Origin of the sequence: Microbacterium sp. UBA3486 (assembly GCF_002377845.1) — a bacterium.
Lineage (GTDB): Bacteria > Actinomycetota > Actinomycetes > Actinomycetales > Microbacteriaceae > Microbacterium > Microbacterium maritypicum_A.
On sequence record NZ_DFQP01000073.1, the window covers coordinates 64070 to 80203 of the forward strand.

The 16134-nt window shown below is 68.7% G+C and carries 16 protein-coding genes and 1 tRNA gene; 7 read left to right on the forward strand and 10 right to left on the reverse strand.

Features of this window, described 5'->3' with window-relative positions:
* Positions 1 to 101: 101 nt before the first annotated feature.
* Positions 102 to 1658 (reverse strand): serine hydrolase domain-containing protein, encoded by a 1557-nt coding sequence (locus B2869_RS10995; RefSeq protein WP_292766312.1) that lies wholly within the window; start codon positions 1656 to 1658, stop codon positions 102 to 104.
* Between the two features lie 471 nt (positions 1659 to 2129).
* Here B2869_RS10995 and B2869_RS11000 point away from each other — a divergent pair, with 471 nt between their 5' ends.
* On the forward strand, positions 2130 to 2390 hold the full coding sequence (locus B2869_RS11000; RefSeq protein WP_292766315.1) for a hypothetical protein: 261 nt from the start codon (positions 2130 to 2132) through the stop codon (positions 2388 to 2390).
* Positions 2387 to 4015: a peptidoglycan DD-metalloendopeptidase family protein gene (locus B2869_RS11005; protein WP_292766318.1), complete on the forward strand. Its 1629-nt coding sequence runs from the start codon at positions 2387 to 2389 to the stop codon at positions 4013 to 4015. Before B2869_RS11000 ends, B2869_RS11005 begins: the two co-directional genes overlap by 4 nt.
* Positions 4016 to 4072: 57 nt before the next feature.
* Here B2869_RS11005 and B2869_RS11010 read toward each other — a convergent pair whose 3' ends face one another.
* Both B2869_RS11010 and B2869_RS11015 read right to left on the reverse strand, forming a co-directional pair.
* Positions 4073 to 4996, reverse strand: a complete 924-nt coding sequence (locus tag B2869_RS11010; RefSeq protein WP_292766321.1) for a DUF1295 domain-containing protein — start codon at positions 4994 to 4996, stop codon at positions 4073 to 4075.
* Positions 4997 to 5013: 17 nt separating this feature from the next.
* Entirely contained in the window at positions 5014 to 6840 is a 1827-nt protein-coding gene (locus B2869_RS11015) for an AMP-dependent synthetase/ligase (RefSeq protein WP_292766324.1), read from the reverse strand.
* Positions 6841 to 7006: 166 nt separating this feature from the next.
* On the opposite strand from B2869_RS11015, the gene B2869_RS11020 reads away from it, so the two are divergent.
* On the forward strand, positions 7007 to 7246 hold the full coding sequence (locus B2869_RS11020; RefSeq protein WP_292766327.1) for a DUF2283 domain-containing protein: 240 nt from the start codon (positions 7007 to 7009) through the stop codon (positions 7244 to 7246).
* Between the two features lie 43 nt (positions 7247 to 7289).
* Here B2869_RS11020 and B2869_RS11025 read toward each other — a convergent pair.
* A tRNA-Gly gene (locus B2869_RS11025) sits at positions 7290 to 7363 on the reverse strand.
* Between the two features lie 102 nt (positions 7364 to 7465).
* On the opposite strand from B2869_RS11025, the gene dcd reads away from it, so the two are divergent.
* Together dcd and B2869_RS11035 are read left to right on the forward strand one after the other, a co-directional pair.
* Positions 7466 to 8071, forward strand: coding sequence for a dCTP deaminase (dcd, locus tag B2869_RS11030; protein ID WP_141386944.1), 606 nt, complete (start codon positions 7466 to 7468; stop codon positions 8069 to 8071).
* Between the two features lies 1 nt (position 8072).
* A complete protein-coding gene (locus B2869_RS11035) occupies positions 8073 to 8591 on the forward strand; it encodes a hypothetical protein (protein WP_292766336.1) in 519 nt (172 codons plus the stop codon).
* A gap of 46 nt (positions 8592 to 8637) precedes the next feature.
* Here the strand turns inward: B2869_RS11035 and B2869_RS11040 are convergent, their stop codons facing one another.
* From B2869_RS11040 to B2869_RS11050, 3 genes are read right to left on the reverse strand one after another with little or no spacing between them, the layout of a single operon-like run.
* Positions 8638 to 9669 (reverse strand): FUSC family protein, encoded by a 1032-nt coding sequence (locus tag B2869_RS11040; RefSeq protein ID WP_292766340.1) that lies wholly within the window; start codon positions 9667 to 9669, stop codon positions 8638 to 8640.
* A 44-nt stretch (positions 9670 to 9713) separates the two neighbouring features.
* Positions 9714 to 11054 (reverse strand): NAD(P)-dependent oxidoreductase, encoded by a 1341-nt coding sequence (locus tag B2869_RS11045; protein ID WP_292766343.1) that lies wholly within the window; start codon positions 11052 to 11054, stop codon positions 9714 to 9716.
* An 18-nt stretch (positions 11055 to 11072) separates the two neighbouring features.
* A complete protein-coding gene (locus B2869_RS11050) occupies positions 11073 to 12521 on the reverse strand; it encodes an MFS transporter (RefSeq protein WP_292766347.1) in 1449 nt (482 codons plus the stop codon).
* A gap of 114 nt (positions 12522 to 12635) precedes the next feature.
* Between B2869_RS11050 and soxR the strand changes: the two genes are divergently transcribed.
* Complete coding sequence (gene soxR, locus B2869_RS11055) at positions 12636 to 13076, forward strand: redox-sensitive transcriptional activator SoxR (protein WP_292766350.1); 441 nt, start codon at positions 12636 to 12638, stop codon at positions 13074 to 13076.
* Positions 13077 to 13099: 23 nt separating this feature from the next.
* Here soxR and B2869_RS11060 read toward each other — a convergent pair whose 3' ends face one another.
* Both B2869_RS11060 and B2869_RS11065 read right to left on the reverse strand, forming a co-directional pair.
* Positions 13100 to 13441, reverse strand: a complete 342-nt coding sequence (locus tag B2869_RS11060; protein ID WP_292766355.1) for an NIPSNAP family protein — start codon at positions 13439 to 13441, stop codon at positions 13100 to 13102.
* Positions 13438 to 14322 (reverse strand): alpha/beta fold hydrolase, encoded by an 885-nt coding sequence (locus B2869_RS11065; protein ID WP_292766358.1) that lies wholly within the window; start codon positions 14320 to 14322, stop codon positions 13438 to 13440. The genes B2869_RS11060 and B2869_RS11065 overlap by 4 nt, the downstream gene beginning before the upstream one ends.
* Before the next feature lie 73 nt (positions 14323 to 14395).
* On the opposite strand from B2869_RS11065, the gene B2869_RS11070 reads away from it, so the two are divergent.
* Entirely contained in the window at positions 14396 to 15040 is a 645-nt protein-coding gene (locus tag B2869_RS11070) for a TetR/AcrR family transcriptional regulator (protein WP_292766363.1), read from the forward strand.
* A gap of 61 nt (positions 15041 to 15101) precedes the next feature.
* On the opposite strand, the gene B2869_RS11075 is transcribed toward B2869_RS11070, so the two are convergent.
* Positions 15102 to 15836, reverse strand: a complete 735-nt coding sequence (locus tag B2869_RS11075; protein WP_292766367.1) for a hypothetical protein — start codon at positions 15834 to 15836, stop codon at positions 15102 to 15104.
* Between the last annotated feature and the right edge of the window lie 298 nt (positions 15837 to 16134).

Sequence of the window (16134 nt, forward strand, 5' to 3'; positions counted from 1 at the left end):
GCTGCCGACCTGGAGGGGCTGCGCGCGCTCGTCGCGGCGACACACCCGGTGCGCCGATTCGATCCGCGAGGCTGACGTGACGTCGGGAACGCGGCCGCGGCTCAGAGCACGCGCGTGTTCGGCAGCGAGCTCACGGTCGGTCGGGCGTAGGCGCGGCGCCGGGCGGAGATGTCGGTCGGTCGTGCGGCACGCGGAACGCTCCGCTCCACGGCGATCACCTCGAACTCCTGGATCTGTGCGGGGCGCACCGGGGTGAGGTGGATCATGCAGATCAGCTCGCCGCGTTCGGCGGGGATCGACCAGGTGATGTCTGCCGGGGTCGCCGCGGAGACGACCTCGGGCGCGCCGCGGTCGCGGAGCAGCGGGCCCACCTGGGCGATGAGCTCGTCGATCGCAGCTCGGCGCTGGGGGAGCGGGCGGTCGAAGTCGATGTTGTCGGCGAAGATCGCGGCGGCCGTACCGTCGTCCCAGGAGCGGATCAGCTCGTCGGCGGCGGACATCAGCCGATGCGTCTCCGGCCACGGCTGCACGGTGCGGGCGGGGGTGTCGTGGAAGGCGAGGGCGCGGAACAGGGCGTCCTCCGACAGGGCGACCGGGTTGCTCCGGTGGCTGTTGGTGAACACGACGACGCCCTTCCCGGATCCCGCGTGCCACACCATGTTCAGGATGAATCCCGGAAGGCCGCCGCTGTGCGTGACGATGCGTCCGCGGTGCAGGTCTTCGCGCACGAAGAGTCCGAGCGCGTAGCCCCCGGTGACGAACTTCCAGGTGCCTTCGGGGCGTGCCTGGAGCGACGGGATGTCGACCTGATGGATGCGCTGCAGCTCGCGCCGTGACGCCCGGCTGACGACGGCATCGTCACTGCTCGCGGGTGTCGACGCGGGCTGTGTGGCGGCGGCGAGGAAGCGCACCCAGATGCTGAGGTCGTTGATCGTCGACTGCATGCCGCCAGCAGCGGCCATGGCATCGGACACGGCGGGAGGGAACCCCACCCAGTCGCCGTCGGTGTTCAGCGAGTAGCCGACCGCTCGGCGGAATCCCTCTTCCGGTGCGAGGTTGTCGAACCAGGTGCTGTTCATCCCGAGCGGATGCAGGATCTCGTCGGTGACCCAGTCCTCCACGCGTCGGCTCACGGCTTTGCCTACGGCGAGACCGGCCATCGTGAAGCCGATGTTCGAGTACTCGAAGGCACTTCCCGGATGGGTGCTGTAGTTGAAGCCGGGTCTGATCCGTTCGACCAGCTCCGCCTCGGAGAGGCCCAGGAACGGGTCGACCCACGAGTTGTCCTCGGTGAGTCCGCCGCCCATGCTGAGCAGCTGCCGCAGCGTCGGGGCGGCAGCCGGTTCGTCACCTACCGTGCCGTGCCACTCCGGATAGAAGTCGGTGATGGGGGCTTCCAGGTCGAGGAGCCCGCGGTCTCGGGCGAGCAGGGCGCCGAGTGCGACGAAGCTCTTGGTCATCGAGGCGATCGGGAAGACCGTGTCGGCGTCAGGGGCGGTGCCGTCGTCGTCGGCGGTCCCGAACCCCCGGGTGTGCTCCAGTCCGTCGGTGCCGACGAGTCCGTACACGAGCCCCGGCGACTGACCCGCAGCCGTGTACTGACCGAAGAATGCGTCGAGCTGGTCGACGAGCGGCACGACCAGGGTTTCGCTGGACATGGAGACTCCTTTGTTCGGGCGTGCTCTCGCGGCGGGTGCTCTCAAGCAGAACGCCGGTTCGTCTCCACACTCTCGTGCCGGGCGGGCGAAGTCATGTCCGCGGGCACCGAGTGTCGGGGCCCGATGTGTGCGGGCAGACGAAGTCGGTAGCCTTCGCGTGACTCCCGCGCAGCTGCCTGCCGGCAGGGATGCAAGCGGTCGCTCGCGAAAGATGAAAAACCTCTCAACGTACCGCGGTGCCTCTCTCTGAGTCTGTAGGCCGAAGAGGGGACAGCGGCGACCTTCAAATCTCCATATGTTTGACAAATGGGCTCGCCTCGTCTCTCCCGCCGCTTCGCGGGAGTTCTCCTCGTCCTTTCTGCCTTTGCCGTCACCGGGTGCGCAATACTCCCCGGGTCATCCCCTCGGATACCGGTTTCGACGGCCACCGAATTCGGTGCCTTCTCGCCCGGCGAGCTCGCAGCCGTCTGCATGGACGCGACGAAGTCTGCGTTCGGCGACGGGGTGGAGTTCGACCCCGACGGTGTTCGTATCGAAGAGCGAAGCATCGCGCCCGAGTGGTTGGTGCTTGTACCGGCGCAGACGTCCGGGTTCGAGGGACAGGCGCAATGCACGATCGGCGGCACCCCGGAGGACCCGGAGCTAGAGATGTCCAACGCATCGATCGAGCCGCTCCCTGAAGAGCAGGTTCAGAACCTCATCGATGGTGAGAACGAAGGTGGCACGCAATGACTTCCGATGGCTTGACCTGGTTGTGGGGAGATGCGCCGGATAGATTCGAGGTCGCCCTCTCCCGGCGGTCGTTGCTCGTGGCTTCCGGATTCGCGCTGGGCGTCGCTGCGATAGGGGCCGACGCCCTTTCGGCCGCACCGGCCGCAGCAGCCGGGACATACCTTCGTCCGTGCGGGAACGTGCCGATCTCCGATTCGTGGCAGGGGCACAAGAACCGGAATCCGCCGTCGGGTGAGCCCGGGACCGATTATTCGGTCGGCAAGGGCTCGCCGGTTCTCGCTGCGACGGATGGGGTGATCGTCGACCGGAAAGACACGACATCCACGGCCACCGGTCGGTATCTCGCTCTACGTGGGAGCGACGGCAACTACATTCGCTACCTGCACCTGAACTCCAGTGCCGTGAGCGTCGGAGCGAATGTGACCCGGGGGCAGGTGATCGCGTACTCGGGTGCATCAGGGTTCGATAGCGACAATGGCTATGGCGCGCACGTGCACGTTTCCCTCTGGATCGGCGGAGTACCTAGCCAACTCGGCTACAAGAACACCGTCGACTTCGAAAACTACGTAGGTGATTCCGGACCGGGTACGCCCGCGGCCGGGTCGGTTTTCGGCCCGACGGCGATCATCGATCCGTCCGACAGGATTTCCCTCTACTCGATCCGTACTGACGGGGACCTGTGGGGTGCGAGTCAAGCAGTGGCGGGTGCTGGGCTCTCGCCATGGCAGAAGCTGGGCGGAGACATCGGCTCGCTGACAGGGCGCCCGTCGGTGCTTCGACTTTCGAGCCAGAGCATCGCCATCTACGGTCGGACCACGGGGGGAACCATCGTGGGATCGAACCAGACGGTGCCTGGAGGGCCCTTCACCCCGTGGACGACGATCGGGTCAGGCGGTAACGGAATCACGGGAGATCCGGTCGCCGTCCAGTTTCAGAACGGCGCGATCGGCATCTACGCCACTACTGACGCGGGAACGGTGGCTGGTGTCGCTCAAGCATCAGCCGGGACTGCCTTCGGCGGATGGACGACGATCGGCAGTTCCAGCGCGTCGTTGCTCGGCACGCCCGCTCTCGTCCACTTCGCTGACAACCGCATCGGGCTGTTCGCACGCACGTCGACGTCCGAGATCCACGCCAGCGCGCAGGTCAGCCCAGGGTCGACATTCTCTGCATGGGGTGCTCTCGGCGCCGGTGGGGCCGGCGTCAGTACAGATCCCGCCGTCATCAACGACAGCGGCAGGATCGCTGTTTTCGCCGGAGCGGGTTCGACGGTCTCGAGCGTGACTCAGATGGAACCCGGCGCTGCATTCGGCTCCTGGGTGAATCTTGGGTCAGGACCAGTTCCTCTTGGGGCGGCCACGCCGACTGCGCTCAAGACAGGATCGACCTACTCGCTGTACTGCCTCGGCAGTGATGGCACCGCCTGGGGTACCAGTGTCGCTCCGACACCGGCACCCGCCGGCTGGAGTCAGATCGGAAGCGGCGCGGCGCTCATGAGCGCCCTCGCCAGTTTGCGAACGTCGGCAGGTCTCAACGTTGTGTACGGAACGAGTGCAGCGGGTGCGGTGGTAGGAAGCAGCCAGTCTGCGCCCGGCGGGTCATTCGGTCCGTGGGCGACCATGTGACTTGGGGGTTCTCACCGTCGTCCCCTGCGGGTCAGATCACCCGTCGCGCGATCCGGTCTACGCCGCCGTCTCCTGCACCGCGCCCCGCGTGAGCTTCGGGATCAACACCGGCGTGTTCTCGCGGTAGGCGATGTAGTCGGCGCGATCGCCCCACTTCTTCTCGGCGCGCGCTTCCAGCAGCGGGACGCCGCTGACCCGGGTGAGCAGCAGGATCACGAACAGCGGCGAGAGCAGGGCGATCCACTGCCATCCGACGAGCACGGGGGCGGCGGTGAGGAACACACCCACCCAGATCACGATCTCGCCGAAGTAGTTCGGGTGGCGCGACCGCGACCACAGTCCCGTGCGGATGAACTCGTCCCGGTTGCGCGGGTCTGCACGGAATGCCGACTTCTGCGCGTCGGCGACGATCTCGACCACCATGCCGAGAACCCACACGACGATCCCGACGACGGTCAGCCATCCGATGGGTGCGCGGGTGGCGGAGTCCGCACTGATCGCGATCCATGCCGCGGCCGCGGTCAGCGACACCCACGCGCCCTGGATGATCCACACCTGCAGGAACCGCAATGGGGAGCCCTTGATCTGGTCGAAGCGTCCGTCCGAGCCGGCCTTGTGCACGCGCAGGGCCAGGAAGGATCCGAGGCGCACCGCCCACAGCATCACCATCCCCGCGAGGATCCAGCTGCGCGCGTCGGGCTGTGGCGTCAGCAGGACCAGCGCCGCAGAGATCGCGAAGAAGGTGAGGCTGCCGGTGAGGTCGAAGAATCGCTCGGTCTGCAGGAGCATCGCCGGGATGAACGCGATGACCTGGATCGCGAACGCGGCCGCGACGGCCAGGGCGAACAGCGGGATGCCGCCGATCGTCGCGCCGTTCTGGCTGCCGGCGACCGCGACGAGCGTGCCGATCACGAGGGCCGCGAGGATCGCGATGACCGAGGAGCGGGATGACTTGGCGTCGGAGGGCGTGGGGGAGGACATGGTGTGCTTTCTGTTTCTCAGAGGTACAGGTCTTCGATGGTGACGGCTGCGCGATCCAGCACGACGCTCCGCTTGAGCTTCATGGTGGGTGTGACGAGCCCGCGGTCGTCGAGGTCGGCGAAGACCACGCTGAACCGGCGGACCTGCTCGCTGCGCGCCACGAGTGCGTTGGCGGCGTCGACGGCGCGCTGCAGGTGAGCGCGCAGCGTCGGGTCGTCCACCGTGCGGATGTCGGATGGCGTCCTCGAGCTGACGCTGACCCCCTCGGAATCGGCCCATTCCGCGGCCTGTTCCGGGTCGAGCACGAGCAGCGCCGAGAGGTACGGCTTCCCCTCGCCGACCATCACCGCATGCGAGACGAGTGGATGAGCTTCGACCGCGCTCTCCCAGCGGGTCGGCACGATCGTCTTGCCGTTCGAGGTCACGATCACGTCTTTGAGCCGCCCTTCGAGGATCAGCCGGCCCTGCGCATCGAGACGACCGAGGTCGCCGGTGCGGAAGAAGCCGTCGACGAAGGCGCCGTCGTCGTGAGCCGGGTTGCGGTAGCCGTCGAACACGCCGATGCCGCGAGCGAGCACCTCGCCCTCGTCGCTGATGCGCACCGTGAGTCCGGGGAGGGGCGCGCCGACGCTGCCCGAGGCGATACGCCCCGGCAGGTTGCCGGTGAGCGGTGCGGTGGTCTCGGTGAGCCCGTAGCCCTCGATGACGGGGACCCCGATGCCGCGGAAGAAGAGCGAGAGGTCGGTGTCGAGGGCTGCTCCGCCCGAGAGGATGTAGCCGACGCGCCCGCCCATCACGGCACGCAGACGCCGATAGAAGAGGGCGTCGAAGAGGCGGTGACGCACGTGGAGGCCGCGGTCCCTCGCGACGCGTCTGCCGGCATCGACCCGCTCGGCGCGGCGACCCCAGGCGATCGCCGTCGATTCGGCCTTCGCCCAGACTCCCGCCAGTCCTTTGTCGGCGGCCTTGCCCGCGGCGGCCGCCTGGATCTTCTGCAACACTCGCGGCACGACGACCAGGAACGTCGGGCGCAGCGTGTCGAGGGTGGCGACGACCGTCGAGGGGTCGGAGAGGTGCGCGATGCGCATGCCGCTGGCCAGGCAGATCAGCTGGAGTCCGCGTGCCAGCACGTGGGCGAGCGGGAGGAAGATGACGGTGTTGCCGTCTTCGTTCACGATCTCGCTGTACGCCGCGGCGATGTTCAGCACCTGGCCGAGGAAGTTCCGATGGGTGAGGACCACTCCCTTGGGCTCGCCCGTGGTGCCCGAGGTGTAGACGATCGTCGCGGGGTCGTCCTGAGTGGCGGTCGTCCTGCGGGCCTCGAGCTCCTCATCGGTGACGCCGCTGCCGCTCGCGACCAGCGCGGCGAGGGCGGCGGATGTCCCGGCATCCATCGTCCAGGCCCCGATCGTGTCGGAGTCCGACACCGCCAGTGCGTCCTGCAGGAGTGCCGCGTGCTCGGCGGTGCCGCCGATCGCCAGGCGCACACCGGCATCGGCGACGATGGCATCCACCTGCGATGGCGACGACGTGTCGTAGATCGGCACGACGACGGCGCCGGCGAACCAGGCGGCGAGGTCGGCGACGGCCCATTCGTAGCGCGTCGGCGCCATGATCGCGATCGGGTCGCCCGCCCGGATGCCCTGGGCCATGAAGCCCTTCGCCAGCGCGCGCACCTCGCCTTCGAAGGCGCGCGTCGTGATCGGCCGCCATGACCCGGAGCGCGCGTCCTCGACCTCGAAGGCGACGTGATCCGGAGCCGAGGCGGCGCGCGCCACGAGCAGGTCGGTGACGTTGCGGTAGCCGTCGAGCGCGGCGAGTGGCGGTGTCGTCGATTCGATCATCGGGGCTTCTCTCGGTCGTGCATACGGTGCGGAGGGCGCACGAATATCGCCCATCGACCGTTGTTCGGAACCGATGGTGATTCGGATGGGATGATCTGAAGGCGCGCGTCGGAGGACAGCGCGGTGGTGGAAGACGGCATGTCGTCGGAACGGCAGGAGGCGGTTGATGAGCGTCAGGTACGACCCGGAGGCGGACGCCGCCTACATATCGATCGGTTGCGAACTCCTCCCAGGCGAAGCCGCCGCCCAGGTCGCCGGCATCCGTGACCCTCGCGGAGAGGGCGAGATCATCCTCGATTTCGACGCGAAGGGTCATCTCCTCGGTATCGAAGTCCTTCGCGCATCGAGAATCCTCCGGGCTCAAGACCTCGATCGTTCCACCCGCACCGAGACGACGGAGCCGTAGCCGGCTGGGAACGAGAAAACCCCCGGGGAGCCCGGGGGTTTCATGGAGGGGCTGACGGGAATCGAACCCGCGCTGTCTGCTTGGGAAGCAGAAGTTCTACCATTGAACTACAGCCCCGTACCCGCATCCGAGGAGCGGGCGAACGCCAGCCTACCTGGCAGGTGCCCGTTGGCCAAAGCAGGCGCGACGACGGAAGCCCCCGGCAACTAGGCTGAACCCGTGCTTCTCAGCGACCGCGACATCAAGGCAGAACTCGCATCCGGCCGCATCGGCCTCGAACCGCGCGAAGACGGGATGATCCAGCCGTCGAGCATCGACGTGCGCTTGGACCGGTACTTCCGGCTGTTCGACAACCACAAGTACCCCTTCATCGATCCTTCGGTCGACCAACCCGAACTCACCCGGCTGATCGAGGTCGACCCCGACGAACCGTTCATCCTGCACCCCGGCGAGTTCGCGCTCGGCGCGACATTCGAGCAGGTCACGCTGTCCGACGACATCGCGGCACGCCTCGAGGGCAAGTCGTCCCTCGGGCGCCTCGGGCTCATCACCCACTCGACCGCGGGGTTCATCGACCCGGGGTTCACCGGGCACGTCACGCTCGAACTCGCCAACGTCGCGACCCTTCCCATCAAGCTGTGGCCGGGGATGAAGATCGGCCAGCTCTGCTTCTTCCGCCTCACCTCGCCCGCTGAGAACCCGTACGGCTCCGGCCCCTACGGAAACCGGTACCAGGGTCAGCGCGGACCGACCGCCTCCCGGTCGTTCCAGAACTTCCATCGGACGGATGTCGGCACGACCGACATCGGAGCAGTCGGAGGCTGAGATGAGCGATGTCAGCGGCGCGCGGCCCGAAGAGCCCATCGTCCCGGAGGAACCGTTCTCCCCTGACGGCGTCGAGGTTCCCGACGAGCCGCTGATCCCGCCCGCCGACGTCGTCATCCCGCCGCCACCGCCCGAGATCCCGATCCCGGAGGGCTTGCTGACCCCGCCACCGTCGGACGTCCCCTCGAACGCATCGACGCTCGATGCGGTAATCCCGCCGCCTCCGCCCGCGACGCGTCGTGGTTCCGACCGTCCGCGTCCGACTCCCGCCATCCTCGAGGGGGAGCCGCCCGCCGCGGTCGCCGACGACTGGGCGCTGCCCTCCGTCGCCCCCGAGGTTCCGACATCGGGCGGCTACCGCGTGCTCACCGTCGTGATCTTCGCCTTCCTGTTCCTGCTCTTCGTCGCCGCGATCATCGTGGGCGTATACCTGCTGAACACCACGACCTTCCCGTTCGCGGGCGCAGACGTCGCCGGTGTCGATCTCGCGGCATCGATCTCGTTCGCGTCGATCGCGTAGGCGTCGCCTGCGGGTCTGGACGGCTGAGTCTCAGGATTGCTGAGGCTCAGGCCCGCTTCGGCAGCTGCCGGCGCCGGAGGGCCGCCGACGCCACGGCGACCAGAGTGCCCACAGCCACGCCGATCACGGTCTCGATCGCGCGGTCCTGCAGCAGCATGTCGACCGGTGTCGGCGCGGCGAGGTGCACCATGAGCAGTGCGAGCGGGGTGATGAACACCATCGCGATGCCGTAGTTGCGGCCGACGAACAGCTCGGCGGCGGCCTGCAGCACGACCACGAGGGCGATGACGGCGAGCGGCGGCAGGTCGATGGCGAGGATGCCCGCTGCGACCAGGACGCCGAGCAGGGTGCCGACGAGGCGCTGGATGCCGCGGATCACCCGGGCATTCAGCTGCGGCCCGCTGACCGCGGCGACCGCGCCGACGGCCGCCCAGTACCAGTGCGAATCCATGATCAGCAGACCGGCGAAGCCCGCACCCACGATCGCGATGCCGACCGACACCGCCATCTCCCCGGCGATGGGACCGACAGGCTGCCGGACTTTCGGCGCCACATCCGCGGTGCTGCGCGTGAAGATGCCGACCAGCGCGGTGATGGCCAGCCCGAACAGCACGCTCGGTCCGCCGACCACGAGCACGTCGCCGAACGAGGCGGCGGTGGCCGGGATCGTGGCGCACGCCCCGACCGCGAACACCGGGAACAGCGGCCCCGGCGGATGCCACCGCATCGTGTAGGCGAGCAGGGTGACGGCGGAGGCGATGACCGCGACGACGAGGATGCTGACCGCGGCGGGAGCGGCGAGCACCGACAGCGCGGTGCCGATGAGCATCGAGGCGAGGATCACACCGCCCGCGCTGGCCTGCATCCGAATGCGATCACGGAACACGTCGTGGCGCCCGTAGAGCGCGGCGAAGGCCCCGAAGCTCGCGTAGATGCTCAGGTCGAGGCGTCCCAGCATCCACAGCACGAGCAGCGGCACCGCCACACTGACCGCGGCGCGCAGCGCCACCCGGTGGTCACCGCGGTGCGGTTCGACGCGCAGAACGCCGGTCCACACTCTTCCCCGGGAATCCGCCACTGATCCAGCCTACGTCGCCCACGGAATCCTTCGAGGCGGTCAGGTCAGGCCGCCGAGGCCCGCAGGAGCATTCTGGCCTCTTCGAGGACGTGGTTCAGCACCCGGGTCGCGGCCTGGGCCTCGAGCTCGTCGATGCCTTCCCAGAGGGGGCCGGTGAAGTCGGCGATCTCCCGTCCGATCTCCGCGACCAGGGCCGCACCCGAGGCGGAGAGCGCAGAGCCGGCGATGAGCCCGCGGTCGCGCAGCGAAGCGAGGAGCCGCCCGACATCCGGATCATGCAGGCGGGCGGCCACGAAGGTGTCGAGGTCGTCGCCGTCGTCGAGCTGTGAGGCGAGTCGCAGGGACACCCATTGGCGTTCCGTGAGGTCGCGGCCCGAGAGGACGATCTGCAGAAGCGCGTTCAGTGCCTTCTCCGTCTGCCCGATGAGCTGAGGGCCGAGCGGGATCACGTCATCGCCCTTTCGTCGGTTCCCTTTTCGTCGGTTCCCTTTTCGTCTGTGGGGTCGCGAGTCGCCCAGCAATTCGAACAGGCTGGAGAAGCCCTGGTCGCCGTGGCCGTCGGAGATCCGCCTGTCCATCAATCGCTGGACCTCTCGCATGCGCATAGTGTCGATGTCGAGGGACTCGCGATGGCTGATCAGGTCGTCCATCAGCGCCGCCTGCACGCTCAGCGGACCCAGGTCCGGCCCGTACTCCCGCGTCGACACGGCGGCGCCGAAGCTCTTCACCAGCGGCACGTAGCTCCCGATCGAACCGGCGACGCGGTCGGCGAATGCGGCGACGTCGGCACCCTCGGCCTTCACGAGCGCGAACGTGTGCAGCAGACCGAGGAGGAACTCGTAGCCGACCGCGACCTGGGCGAGGAACTCGACGGCGGCGAATCCGGGGTCTTCTCCGAAGTACGCGATGGTGCCGAGCCCTTCCAGCACGGGACGGTGCGCCTCGTAGCCGTCATGGTCGCCGCTGAAGGAGAACAGGACATCGGGCGTGCCGACGCGAGACACGTCGCCCATGATGCCCCCGTCGACATACTTCGCGCCGTGTGCCGACGCCCACTCCGCGGTGCGACGGGCCGCGGCGGGCGATCCGCTGGTGACATTCACCACGACCTTGTCGCGCATATCTGCATCGATGGTTCCCCGCACGGCATCCACGGCGTCTCCGTCGAGCAGGCATACGACGATGAGAGGGCTCGCGGCCACTGCGGCCGCCGCCGTCGGAGCGGCCTCGGCGCCGATCGCGACCAGCGGTGCGCTCCTGCTCGCGGTGCGGTTCCACACCGTGGTGCGGTGGCCGCGCTCGATGAGCGCCTCGGCGATCGCCGTTCCCATCTCACCGAGGCCGATGACGGTGACGGGAGTGTTCGTGTCGATGTTCGTGTCCATGCTCGTGGCGCCTTTCGATCAGAGGGTGTCGGTGTCGGTGTCGGTGTCGGTGTCGGTATCGGTGTCCGCGCGCCCGATGCCCCAGCTCGCACCGCGGGCGACGAAGGTGCCGAGAAAGGTGACGCCCGCGAACACCAGCATCAGCAGTCGGGCGGCCTCGACGACGTCGGGCATCGCGAGATTGACGAGCACCCCGGCCATGGCCGAGCTGAACGCGCTCGCGATGATGAAGACGGTGTTGACAGCCGCGGCCGCCTTGGCGCCTTCCTCCTCGCCCGGCGTGCTCCCCAACGCGGCCACGGTCAGGTGCGGGAACCCCAGGCCGATGCCGGCACCGGCGAGGAACAGCGTGGCGAACCAGAGGGCGACCACGAGGACGGACGGGGCTTCGTGCTGGAGCAGACCGTATGCGGTGAGGCCGGTGGCGATGACGAGGGGACCGATCGTGATGAGCACGCGACGGGACCGGATGCCGGTGGCGTTGGCCGTGAACACCTGCGTGATCGACCATCCGAGCGAGAGGGCTGCACCGAGCAGGCCGGCGACGAACGGCATCAGTCCACCGATCTCCTGGCCGAAGAGCGGGATGAACGCCTCGGTGCCGATCGCGAACGCCAGGACGGCGACCGTGAGGTACACCCAGCCCAGGGATGAGCCGGCGGCGAACGTTATCCGCGGGAGGACCCCCGTGCGGCCCCGACGCTCGTGACGCAGGAACCACGCGCCCAGCACGACGCCGACCACGATGGCGACTCCGGTGGCGAGGCCGCTGGGGACGACGCCGGCGAGGCCGACCGCGGCGACTCCGCCGGAGAGGAGCACGAGGGATCCCCACGGAACGGACTCGCTGGATCGGCTTCGAGTGGTGCGCGGCAGGACGCGCGCCACCACGATGCCGATCAACGCGGAGACCACCGCGAGCCCGACGAAGGTCACCCTCCAAGCGTCCAGCTGTGCGAAGACGCCGCCCACCACCGGGCCGACGATGTTGCCGACGCCCCACATCGCCGAGACGAGTGCGGCCCCGCGTGCCCAGAGGCGCTCGGGGAGAGCGCGTTGGATCAGCGCGTAGCCGAGCCCGGCGAGCAGTCCGCCGCCGAGACCCTGCACGGCGCGTCCGGCGAGCAGCGCCCACATCCAGGGACTCGCGGCGCACAGCAGGGAGCCGAGCGCGAACAGGCCGAGCGCCAGCAGGTAGGCCTGCACTGCTCCCCGCTGCGTGAGGATCCGACTCACCATCATCGAGCTGACGACGGAGGCGAGCAGAAAGACCATCATCGTCCAGGCATAGAACTCCGCTCCGCCGATGTCACCGACGATCGTGGGGAGCAGGCTGGTCGTGAGATAGACATTGCTCGCCTCGAGGAGCACGCCGCCGGCCAGCACCGAGGCGATGGGGGCATAGCGGCTGCCGAGCAGTTCGCGCCAACTGCCTGCGGGATGGGTGCGGGGTGGTGTCTGGGTCATCGGCTGCCCTTCGTGACGTCGGAGCGGGCGGTGATCCGCCCGGAGGCGCCTTTCCTCGGCGACCGATCGTCACGCTAATACCTCGAGTAAACTCGAGGTCAAGAGGAGGCGACGATGTCTTTGGAACCCGATGACCTGCTGGCGATCGGCGAAGTCGTCCGGCGCTCCGGGGTCCCCGCGACGGCGTTACACTTCTACGAGCAGCTCGGCCTCATCGCGTCGACTCGGACCGCGGGCAACCAGCGTCGCTACCGTCGGCACATGCTGCGGCGGATCTCACTGATCGTGGTCGCCAAGCGTCTCGGCATCCCCCTCACCGATGTGCACGAGGTCTTCCAGAGCCTCCCGGTGGATGAGCCTCCCTCGCAACGGGACTGGCAGCGGGTGGCGAAGCTGTGGCGCGCGCAGCTCGACCTCCGGCGCACACAGCTCGAACACCTGCGGCGCGAGCTGACCGGATGCATCGGGTGCGGCTGCCTGTCTCTCAAGGCGTGCCGTCTGCTCAACCCCGAAGACGCGCTCAGCATCGACGGGCCGGGGCCGCGCCGCATCTGACGACGCCGACCCGGTCCATGTGGTCAGCCCTCGGTTCGGGTGGCCTCCGGGAGGAGGTCCGTCGGCAGCAGCGGTCGCATGAAGGTGCGCTCGTATCGCAGCACGCATCCGCTGTCGTCGCGGATGCGGTCGGCCTCGATGAACTCCGGATCGACGCCGAACCTCGCCCGATACACCTCGTACTCGGCGAGCGACGGGAAGGTGAACAGGGCCAGGGCCTGGTCGCTCGCGCCCTCGGACGGGAGGAAGTAGCCGTGATGGGTGCCGCCATGACGGTCGACGAGCCGCATCCAGGCGCGCGCGAACTCTTCGAAGGCCTCGATCTTCTCCGGATCGATCGTGTACGTCACGACGCAGGTGATCACGGCGCCAGATTACTCGTCGTCGGCGACATCACCTCCGAATCCGTGACAAGGGCGACGACCGCATCGAGCGTGGCATCCGCCGACATCACCCGCGTGTGGCCGAGACCCTCGGTGCGGACGAGGCGCGAGCGGTCGCCGTGGACATCGTGCAACCGGAGGGAATCGTGGTCGGGCATGCGCCGGTCGTCACGGTCGTGCACGACGAGGAGTGCGGTGCCGGCGGGGAGCGGATGACGGGCGGTGTCGTAGCGCGCTGACACCTCGGACCGATCCATGCCGAGCCTCCGACGGAACCGCTCCGAGAGGCGTGCCGTCGTGGCGGCGTCGAGGTGGAGGTCGTCGGCGAACCGGGCGACGAAGGCGTCGGGACTCGCGGCTCCGGCGATCGCGACGACCGCCGGAGTGGGAACGGTCGACCGGGCGATGGTCAGTGCGGCCAATGCGCCGAACGAGTGTCCGATGATCGCGTCGAACGGTCCGTGGTCGGTCTGCAGCTGCTCGGCGGCATCGATCCAGTCCCGGATGTCGGTGCCCCGCCCGGGCGAGGCGCCGTGGGCCGGGGCGTCGAACGCGATGACACGGAACCCTTCGGCGACGAGCTCTCGCACGAGCGGTGCGAACTGCGAGGCCCGCCCGCGCCATCCGTGCAGGAGCAGGAGGGTTCGTGGCCCGGCGCCCCATTCGTACGTGGCGACGTCGACGCCGCCCACGGTGATTCCTCCGCGGCGCGCGTCGGCGTGGGTGGGGGCATCCGCCTTGCGCACCGCCATCCGCGGAGTCGTCGTGAAGAACAGGCGGTAGGCGATGTCGCCCGCGATCCGGGGCGAGACCGCGGCGGCGGTATGGATGCTGCGGGCGAGCAGCGCGGGAACGGACGGCATGAGAGCTCCTTCGCCAGAACAATACGAACGATCATACGTATATTAGGCGAACGATCGTTCGTATACTAGGCGGATGGTGGAGAGTGCGGTCGTGGACGGGCGGAGAGCCCGCGGCGATGCGTCGCGACGTATCGTGCTGCAGAGCGCGACCGACCTCGCGTCGGTCGAGGGCCTCGACGGGCTGACGATCGGCCGCCTCGCCGAAGCCTCGGGGTCGAGCAAGAGCAGCATCGCCACGCTCTTCCAGAGCAAAGAGGGACTGCAGCTGGCGACGGTCGCCGCTGCCCGCGAGATCTTCACGGCCCGGATCGTCGAGCCGGCGCGCGCATACCCCCGCGGGGTGCACCGTCTCGCCGCGCTGCTGCGCAACTCGCTGACGTACTCGAAGGACCGTGTCTTCACCGGCGGGTGCTTCTTCGCCGCGACCGCCGCCGACGTCGACTCGAAATCCGGACCGGTGAGCGATGCCGTACGCGCGGCGCTGGTCGACTGGTACGGCTATGTCGAGGCGCAGCTGCGTCACGAGGCGGACGCGGGCGAGGTCGACGCCGACCCCGAGGTGCTCGCGTTCGAGCTGGTCGCCCTGAACGAAGAGGCCAACTCGCGCTCACTGCTGTTGGACGACGCGCGACCGTATGCGCTCGCCGCCGCGGCGATGCGTGCCCGGCTGCGCGCGGCGGGTGCCGACGAGTCGGCCATCGCTCTGCTCGAGCTCTGAGGACGCGAAACGCCCCACCCGATGGGTCGGGTGAGGCGCTTCGCGGACGTTCTTCTCGCGGTCAGGCGTCGCGACCGCGGGTGAAGCCCGCGTCGAATCCGCGCTCGAACGCGTGCTGAGCGATGCGCTCCGCACGGTGCGGACCGTGTCCGCGGTGTCCGGGGTCGCCGTGGTCGCCGTGACCCGGGTGTCCGTGTCCGCGACCGCGGTGACCGGCGCCGGGCTCGCCGTGGCGGCATCCGTGCTCGGCATCCGCATCCGCGCCGAAGCCGTGTCCGGGGCCGAATCCGCGCCCGAACGGGCGTCCGAATCCGCGCGGGAAACCGCGTCCGTGGCGCGGGCCGCCGAAGCCGTGTCGGCGTCCGCGGGGGAGAGGGGTCTCCTCGTCCCATCCGAATGCGCGGGCGATCTTCTCGAGCGACGCCAGCGTGGTGGCCATCTCCACGGGGGAGACGGCATCGCCGACCTTCGCGCGGATCTCGTCGACGATGGCGCCGAGGCGTTCCTTCGCTGCGCGGCCGTCGTCGGTGAGCGTCCAGCCGTCTCCCTCGGGGGAGACCCAGCCGCGCTCGACGAGTCGGTGCATCTTGTGGCCGCTCAGCGGACGGTCGGATGCGACGGTGCCGTCGACGATGTTGAGGAGGCGCCAGTCGCGACGACTCGCATGCTCGCTGTCGAAGGCGGTGGCGAACCCGGCCGCCATGAGGCGGTCGGCGGCCTTCAGCCAGTAGCCGAAGGGGCGGTCGGTGTTCTCGGAGCCCTGTGCGGGCCCGTTCTGTGATTCAGAGGTGTTCATGGGAAGTCCTTTTTGTCGGTGTCGATTTGATGTCAGTGTGCATGTGTATGTCACAGTGCATGTACATGTAGTGTGACATGAACGCTCAATGCATGTCAAGTCGCATGTAAAATCGAATGGTGACCACCGAATCGAACGACGCCGAACCGAACGACGCCGCACCGGATCCCGCCGAAGCCATCGCGCAGGCGTTGTCCCGCCTGCGTGGTCGGCGACCCGGCGAGCGGGGCCCGGGGGGAAGAGGAGCGGACGGCCGCGGTCGCGGTCACGGCGGCCCCCACGGCTGGCACGGCGGCCC

What these genes read in the sequence shown, in the direction of transcription:
- B2869_RS11075 (WP_292766367.1), bottom strand. Translation starts at nt 15,836, where the DNA reads ATGAACACCTCTGAATCACAGAACGGGCCCGCACAGGGCTCCGAGAAC.
- B2869_RS11000 (WP_292766315.1), top strand. Translation starts at nt 2,130, where the DNA reads ATGGACGCGACGAAGTCTGCGTTCGGCGACGGGGTGGAGTTCGACCCC.
- B2869_RS11070 (WP_292766363.1), top strand. Translation starts at nt 14,396, where the DNA reads ATGGTGGAGAGTGCGGTCGTGGACGGGCGGAGAGCCCGCGGCGATGCG.
- B2869_RS10995 (WP_292766312.1), bottom strand. Translation starts at nt 1,658, where the DNA reads ATGTCCAGCGAAACCCTGGTCGTGCCGCTCGTCGACCAGCTCGACGCA.
- B2869_RS11015 (WP_292766324.1), bottom strand. Translation starts at nt 6,840, where the DNA reads ATGATCGAATCGACGACACCGCCACTCGCCGCGCTCGACGGCTACCGC.
- B2869_RS11065 (WP_292766358.1), bottom strand. Translation starts at nt 14,322, where the DNA reads ATGCCGTCCGTTCCCGCGCTGCTCGCCCGCAGCATCCATACCGCCGCC.
- B2869_RS11045 (WP_292766343.1), bottom strand. Translation starts at nt 11,054, where the DNA reads ATGGACACGAACATCGACACGAACACTCCCGTCACCGTCATCGGCCTC.
- B2869_RS11005 (WP_292766318.1), top strand. Translation starts at nt 2,387, where the DNA reads ATGACTTCCGATGGCTTGACCTGGTTGTGGGGAGATGCGCCGGATAGA.
- B2869_RS11050 (WP_292766347.1), bottom strand. Translation starts at nt 12,521, where the DNA reads ATGACCCAGACACCACCCCGCACCCATCCCGCAGGCAGTTGGCGCGAA.
- B2869_RS11035 (WP_292766336.1), top strand. Translation starts at nt 8,073, where the DNA reads ATGAGCGATGTCAGCGGCGCGCGGCCCGAAGAGCCCATCGTCCCGGAG.
- B2869_RS11020 (WP_292766327.1), top strand. Translation starts at nt 7,007, where the DNA reads ATGAGCGTCAGGTACGACCCGGAGGCGGACGCCGCCTACATATCGATC.
- soxR (WP_292766350.1), top strand. Translation starts at nt 12,636, where the DNA reads ATGTCTTTGGAACCCGATGACCTGCTGGCGATCGGCGAAGTCGTCCGG.
- B2869_RS11010 (WP_292766321.1), bottom strand. Translation starts at nt 4,996, where the DNA reads ATGTCCTCCCCCACGCCCTCCGACGCCAAGTCATCCCGCTCCTCGGTC.